We start from the raw sequence: 5,580 nt of genomic DNA, 5'->3' as shown, positions 1-5,580 counted from the left end.
ATGCCGACGACGCCGCGATGCTGGAGCTGCTGGCCCCCTACGCGGGCCAGCGCCACCGCGCGGCCCGCCTCATCCTCCTCGCGGGCCGCACCCCGCCCCGCCGCGCGCCCCGTATGCCGCGCAGTGACATCGGCCGTCTCTGAGCACTGTCGGCCGACCTCGGCCGACCTCGGCGCACTGCAGCCCGGCTCAGCGCACCTCGATGAAGTCCGCCGCGGAGCGTCCCGGCCGGTCCGCCGGGGCCGCCGCAGGGTGCCCCACCGCCACCGTTCCCATCGGGTCCCAGTCCTGCGGCAGCTCCAGCACCTCACGCACCACGTCCCGGCAGAACATCGTCGAGGAGACCCACGCCGACCCCAGCCGCTCCCCGGCCAGCGCGACCAGCAGGTTCTGCACGCCCGCGCCCATCGCGACCACGAACATCTCCCGCTCCGCCGTGTCCCGCCGGGCGTGCCCGTAGTGGTGCGCGCCGTCCGTCACCAGACACGGCACCACCAGATACGGGGCGGCCCGCAGCACGTCCCCGCGCTTGACCCGCTTCGCGACGGACTCCTCGGACTTGCCGTCCGCCCGCAGGTCCGCGATCCACGCGTCCCGCATCGCGTCCAGCAGCCGCATCCGGGAGGCCTCGGACTCCAGCAGGACGAACCGCCACGGTGTCGTGTGGTGCGGGGCCGGGGCCGTCACGGCCGCCGCCACCGCCCGCCGTACCGCCCCGGGGTCCACCGGCTCCGCCGTGAAGGCCCGTACGGTGCGGCGCTGCGTCACGGCTTCCCGCACCGCCTCCGAGGTCCCGAGCCGGAACATGTCGTCGGCCGGGGGACGCACCAGGTCCCGGGCCGAGGAACCCTCGCCCAGTACGTGGGCCAGCCCTCGCACGACGGCCACCGGCAGCCCGGCCGTCTTGCCCTTGACCAGGTCACCGGCGGCGGCCAGCTCGTCCGCGGTCGCCATCACCGTCGCGCTCAGCGGGTTGCCGTGCGCGTCCGCGCCGCCGCGCAGGTCGTCCAGGACCCGCACCCCGGCAGAGCCGATCGCCACGTCCGTCAGTCCGGTGCGCCACGGCCGCCCGAAGGTGTCCGTCACGACCACGCCCACGTCCACGGACAGGGTGTCGCGCACGCCCGCGCGGATCGCGGCGGCCGAGCCGTCCGGGTCCTCGGGCAGCAGCAGCACCGTGCCGGGGGCGGTGTTGGAGGCGTCCACGCCGGCCGCGGCCATCACCAGGCCCTGCCGGTTCTCGACGATCCGCAGCGGACCCCGGCGCGCGACCACCCGTACGGTCTCGGCGTCTATCGCCGCTTCGCGCGAGTCGGCCTGCACGATCCGGCCCTCGGCCTTGGAGACGATCTTCGAGGTGACCAGCAGGACGTCCCCGTCCCGCAGGTCGGGGGCCGCCGTCGTGATCAGTTTCGCCAGGTCGTCGCCCGGCCTGACCTCCGGGATCCCGTCGAGCGCCCGCACCTCGTACGCGGGCACCCGCGTCACCGGGAGGCCTCCGCCAGCTCCAGCGCGGCGCGGGCCATCTCCGCGGTGGCCTCCACGTCGGTCATCATCAGCGGCACCGCGCGGCAGGTGATCCCGGCGGCCTCGACCTCCGCGACGGCGTCCGCGTCGGAGGTGTCCACGAGCCAGCCGTCCAGCAGCCCGGTTCCGTAGTGCAGGGCGACCGCGGCGGCCGTGGACTCGACGCCCACCGCGGCGAGCACCTTGTCGGCCATCCCGCGCACGGGCGCGCCCCCGACGATGGGGGAGAGGCCGACGACAGGCGCCCCGGCGGAGGCCACGGCCTCCCGGATGCCGGGGACGGCGAGGATCGTGCCGACCGAGACCACGGGGTTGGACGGCGGAAAGATGATCACGTCGGCGGCGGCGATGGCCTCCAGCACGCCGGGGGCGGGCTTGGCCTGCTCGGCCCCCACGGGTACGACCGCCTCCGCGTCCACCGAGGCGCGCAGCCGGACCCAGTACTCCTGGAAGTGGATGACGCGGCGCTCGCCGGTGCCGGCCTCGGTGATCGCGACGTGGGTCTCGACCCGGTCGTCGGACATGGGCAGCAGCCGGACGCCGGGCTGCCAGCGGTCGCAGAGGGCCTCGGTGACGGCGCTCAGCGGGTAGCCCGCGCCGAGCATCTGCGTACGCACGATGTGGGTGGCGAAGTCGCGGTCGCCGAGGCCGAACCAGGTGGGCCCGACCCCGTACGCCGCGAGTTCCTCCTTGACGGTGAAGGACTCGTCGGTGCGTCCCCAGCCCTGGTCCTCGTTGATGCCACCGCCGAGGGTGTACATCACCGTGTCCAGGTCGGGGCAGACCTTGAGCCCGAAGAGGTGAATGTCGTCACCGGTGTTGCCGATGACCGTGATGTCCGCGTCGGGCACAGCCGACTTGAGTCCGGACAGGAACCGGGCGCCGCCTATACCGCCGGCCAGAACAACAATGCGCATGCAGACAGTCTGTCAGCCGAAGGCTGTCATTCGAGGGGTGGTGGTCGGGCGACGGGTGGGACTGTCAGCCGAAGGCTGTCATTCGAGGGGTGGTGGTCGGGCGAACGGGTGGGACTGTCAGCCGAAGGCTGTCATTCGAGGGGCGGTGGTCGGGCGACGGGTGGGATGGTCAGCCGCACTGCCGCCGAGGGGCGGAGGCAGGCCGATCGAGATCAGGCGGGTACGGACGCGGATTCGGCCGGAGAGCAGCTGTGCATCGGCATCTCGGTCAGGCCGGGGAAGTAGATGTGCAGGCTGACCGCGCCGTCGAGGGTGTCGTTGACGACCTCGTGGGCGTAGCCGGGGGCGAGGACGCGCTGGGTGCCGGGGCGGTGGTTGGTGCGGCCGCGGGGGGTGTGCTCGGTGAGCTCGCCCTCCAGGACGGTCATGACGCCGGAGGAGGCGCCGTGGTCGTGCGGGCCGCTGCCCTGGCCCGGGACCCAGCTGAGCAGCCAGACCTCGTACCCGGGGCCGGTGCGCAGCCGGTGGTACCAGCGGGTGGTGGCGTCGTACTCGACGAGGTGCTCCCAGGAGGCGCGGTCCTCGGCGATGGAGCGGGCGAGCCCGGCGAACTCGGCGACGGTGGCCGGGTGCTCACGGGCGGGCCGGAGCAGGTGCTGGACGGCGAGGATGTCACCGGCGATCTGGAGGTCGCTCTCGACCGTGGCGGGCACGGAGACGGCGCTAGCGGTGGGGGTGGTGCTGTTCGTGCTGTTCATCGTGGGGATACCTCGACGGATGTCAGTCGTGCTGGCGGTTGCTGCGGGGGCGGGCCGGAGCTCTGAGGAGCCGGGGCTCCGCAGGCATCAACAGCTGCAACAGCAACAGCGAACCTGGGCAGCGCACAGGAACCCACGAATGGGGGTCCGGGTGGTGGCTGCGGGCGCTGACATGGCAACAAGGAGAACGGCTCGAGGGCCTGACTGTCAACCCAATGTCTGATTTGGGGCAAAAGTTTCACCTCATCCGGTTACCGTGCCCGGAGAAAGGTTTGTGCATTGCGCGGCAGGGGATGTGCCGCTGTGTCGGCGCTCAAACCAGATCCCGACTTCTGTGACCTGAATGTGATCTGCACCGCTTCTCCGGCCGGATCGCAACCCTGTCCGGAGGTGGCACGTGGATAACGGGTAAAGGCGACATCCAGTGGTGCCGGTGGCATGTGTCACGATTTTTGGCGATATGAACACTTTCTGCATAGGCTTGGTTCCGCAGAGTGAATAAGGGGCCCAATAGCAGATCTCGGCTTGACTGCCCCGGAGCCACGCACTTGTAATTTCACTCGTGTCGTTACGTAGCAATCAGTGACGACATCGTCACGGGGACGCACAGACAGAGCGAGGGGCGCACATGACCGAGCTGTTTCAGGAACTGCTGGTCGAGGAGCCGGACGAAGAGATCGGGTGGCAGGAGCGCGCTCTCTGCGCCCAGACCGACCCCGAGTCCTTCTTTCCCGAGAAGGGCGGCTCCACCCGCGAGGCCAAGAAGGTCTGCCTCGCCTGCGAAGTCCGCTCCGAATGCCTTGAGTACGCCCTCGCCAACGACGAGCGATTCGGCATCTGGGGCGGTCTGTCCGAGCGGGAACGCCGCCGCCTGAAAAAGGCAGCGGTCTGAAACGGCCGACGCACCACCGGTCAGGCACCTACCGCACATCGCACGACATATCGAACGCGCCAGGCGCGCGGCGCAAAACGCACCACGGCGCGCACAGCGGAACCGGCAGCACAACGCACCACGGAGCCCCACTTCGACGCATGAGGAACCGTGCGCCGAACGGGACGACCAGCGCGATACACAGCACGGCACACGGTCCGCCTCCTGCACCTTCCCCGCAGGAGGCGGACCGCTGTCGTGGCAGCCGTTAGGGTGGGGCGCTGTCCAGCAGCCTCCGAGGGCACACCACCCCCGGACCCCCGGCCGGAGGGCCCGTACCGCGATGTCCCTGCACAGCCAGTCGACGGCCTCCTACCAGGCCCCCGCCACACCCGAGTTCCCCCGGCACGTCGTCACCGCGGTCCTCGTCGCCCATGACGGCGCCCGCTGGCTGCCCCGGACACTCGCCGGCCTCCTCGGCCAGGAACGCCCCGCGCAGAACCACATCGCCGCCGACACCGGCAGCGCCGACGATTCCGCGCGCCTGCTCACCGAGGCCCTCGGCGACGACCGCGTCCTGCACCTCGCCCGCCGCACCGGTTTCGGCACCGCGGTCGACGAATCCGCCCGCACCGCCGGCACGCTGAGCCCCGAGGACCTCCCGTACCTCAAGCGCCCCAGCGGCTGGGACCCCGTGAGCCGCACCTGGCGCGACGACGCGTACGACCTCCCCGACCTCCCCCACGGCGAACCCGTCCAGTGGCTCTGGCTCCTGCACGACGACAGCGCCCCCGAACCCGACGCCCTCACCGAACTGCTCCGCGTCGCCGAGGAGAACCCCGACGCCGCCGTCATCGGCCCCAAACTGCGGGGCTGGTACGACAAGAAGCAGCTCCTCGAAGCCGGCGTCACCATCGCCCGCAGCGGCCGCCGCTGGACCGGCCTCGACCGCCGCGAACAGGACCAGGGCCAGCACGACCAGGTACGCCCCGTCCTGTCCGTCTCCACCGCCGGCATGCTGGTCCGCCGCGACGTCTACGACGAGCTCGGCGGCTTCGACCGGCGCCTGCCCCTGATGCGCGACGACGTCGACCTGTGCTGGCGCGTCCAGAGCGCCGGGCACACCGTCCTCGTCGCCCCCGACGCCGTCCTGCGGCACGCCGAGGCCGCCGCCCGCGAACGCCGCACCGTCGACTGCGCCGGACGCACCACGGCCGGCGCGCACCGCGTCGACAAGGCCGGCGCCGTCTACACCATCCTCGCCAACAGCTCGGGCCGCGCCCTGCCGTACGTCCTGCTGCGCGTCCTCCTCGGCACCGTCCTGCGCACCCTCGCCTACCTCATCGGCAAGGCCCCCGGCCAAGCCGTCGACGAGTTCACCGGCCTGCTCGCCACCCTGCTCCGCCCCGGCCGGCTCCTCGCCGCCCGCAAGGCCCGTCGCCGCCCCGCCGTCCCCGCCGCCGAACTGCGCCCGCTCTTCCCCCCGCCGGGAGCCTCCCTGCGGGCC

The 5,580-nt window shown here is 72.0% G+C and carries 5 protein-coding genes and 1 pseudogene; 3 read left to right on the top strand and 3 right to left on the bottom strand.

From position 1 onward, the window contains the following. A pseudogene (locus ACWGIU_RS27870) lies at nt 1-143 on the top strand (endonuclease); the annotation flags it as partial. Between the two features lie 46 nt (nt 144-189). Here the strand turns inward: ACWGIU_RS27870 and ACWGIU_RS27865 are convergent. The 3 genes from ACWGIU_RS27865 to ACWGIU_RS27855 form a co-directional block, all read right to left on the bottom strand. Continuing rightward, nucleotides 190-1,488 (bottom strand): coenzyme F420-0:L-glutamate ligase, encoded by a 1,299-nt coding sequence (locus ACWGIU_RS27865; RefSeq protein WP_453710290.1) that lies wholly within the window; start codon nt 1,486-1,488, stop codon nt 190-192. After that, nucleotides 1,485-2,444, bottom strand: a complete 960-nt coding sequence (gene cofD / locus ACWGIU_RS27860) for a 2-phospho-L-lactate transferase (RefSeq protein ID WP_453710288.1) — start codon at nt 2,442-2,444, stop codon at nt 1,485-1,487. The genes ACWGIU_RS27865 and cofD overlap by 4 nt, the downstream gene beginning before the upstream one ends. 212 nt (nt 2,445-2,656) lie before the next feature. Continuing rightward, nucleotides 2,657-3,202: a cysteine dioxygenase gene (locus ACWGIU_RS27855; protein ID WP_453710286.1), complete on the bottom strand. Its 546-nt coding sequence runs from the start codon at nt 3,200-3,202 to the stop codon at nt 2,657-2,659. A 628-nt stretch (nt 3,203-3,830) separates the two neighbouring features. Here ACWGIU_RS27855 and ACWGIU_RS27850 point away from each other — a divergent pair. After that, entirely contained in the window at nt 3,831-4,094 is a 264-nt protein-coding gene (locus tag ACWGIU_RS27850) for a WhiB family transcriptional regulator (protein WP_453710284.1), read from the top strand. A 322-nt stretch (nt 4,095-4,416) separates the two neighbouring features. Further along, nucleotides 4,417-5,580, top strand: a 1,164-nt coding sequence (locus ACWGIU_RS27845; protein ID WP_453710282.1) for a glycosyltransferase family 2 protein, incomplete at its 3' end; no start/stop codon positions are given.

Source organism: Streptomyces sp. NPDC054840, assembly GCF_053611065.1.
This window is presented reverse-complemented; position numbering and strand designations above follow the sequence as displayed.

Coding starts and splice junctions, on each gene's coding strand:
- cofD (WP_453710288.1), bottom strand. CDS start 2,444: ATGCGCATTGTTGTTCTGGCCGGCGGTATAGGCGGCGCCCGGTTCCTG.
- ACWGIU_RS27855 (WP_453710286.1), bottom strand. CDS start 3,202: ATGAACAGCACGAACAGCACCACCCCCACCGCTAGCGCCGTCTCCGTG.
- ACWGIU_RS27850 (WP_453710284.1), top strand. CDS start 3,831: ATGACCGAGCTGTTTCAGGAACTGCTGGTCGAGGAGCCGGACGAAGAG.